Genomic DNA, 911 nt, shown 5'->3' with positions numbered 1-911 from the left:
GTGGCGAGGCGCTCCTTGTTGCACGGGCCATCGCCGTTCACGACGCGCCAGAATTCATCCCAGTCGATCGCGCCGTAGTCGTGCGCCTGGCGTTCCTCGTTCCACTTGAGGTCCGGATCCGGCAGCGTGACGCCGAGAATCTTCGCCTGCTCGACGGTGGCATCGACGAATTTCTGGCGCAGGTCATCGTTCGAAATGCGCTTGATGCCCCACTGGAACGACTGGCCGCTGTGGATCGAATCCTTGTCGCTCGGGCCGAACATCATCAGCACCGGCCACCACCAGCGATCGACCGCCTGCTGCACCATGTCCTTTTGCGCCTGCGTGCCCTTCATCATCGAGAGAAGCGCGTCGAAACCTTGTCGTTGGTGGAACGACTCTTCCTTGCAGATGCGGATCATCGCGCGCGCATACGGGCCGTACGTGCAGCGGCAGAGCGGGATCTGGTTCATGATCGCGGCGCCATCAACCAGCCAGCCGATCACGCCGACGTCCGCCCAGGTGGGCGTCGTGTAATTGAAGATGCTCGAATACTTCGCCTTGCCCGCGTGGAGCGCCTCGACCAGCTGATCGCGCGAGACGCCCATCGTTTCGGCCGCGCTGTAGAGATAAAGGCCGTGGCCGCCTTCGTCCTGCACCTTCGCGAGCAAAATCGCCTTGCGCTTCAGGCTCGGCGCGCGGCTGATCCAGTTGCCCTCGGGCTGCATGCCGATGATCTCCGAATGCGCGTGCTGCGAAATCTGACGCACGAGCGTCTTGCGGTAAGCCTCGGGCATCCAGTCCTGCGGCTCGATCTTGCCGTCGGCCTGCATGACCGCGTCAAAGCGCTGCTGCTCGGGAGAGGCGTTCACATCGGCCGATGCGCCGATCGGCTGGACGTTGCCGGGGATATCGAGGGATTGGGTGTACAT

The 911-nt window shown here is 63.1% G+C and carries 1 protein-coding gene; it reads right to left on the bottom strand.

Translation table 11 applies throughout. The annotated features are described in order from the left end of the window. Nucleotides 1–911 (bottom strand): 1,2-phenylacetyl-CoA epoxidase subunit PaaA (paaA, locus tag AWB65_RS35075; protein WP_087671277.1); only part of this gene is annotated, 911 nt, incomplete at both ends.

The sequence above is a fragment of the Caballeronia humi genome, assembly GCF_001544475.1.
In the GTDB taxonomy this organism is placed as follows: domain Bacteria; phylum Pseudomonadota; class Gammaproteobacteria; order Burkholderiales; family Burkholderiaceae; genus Caballeronia; species Caballeronia humi.
Note: the sequence above shows the minus strand (reverse complement) of the source record. Positions and strands in the feature narration are given on the sequence as shown.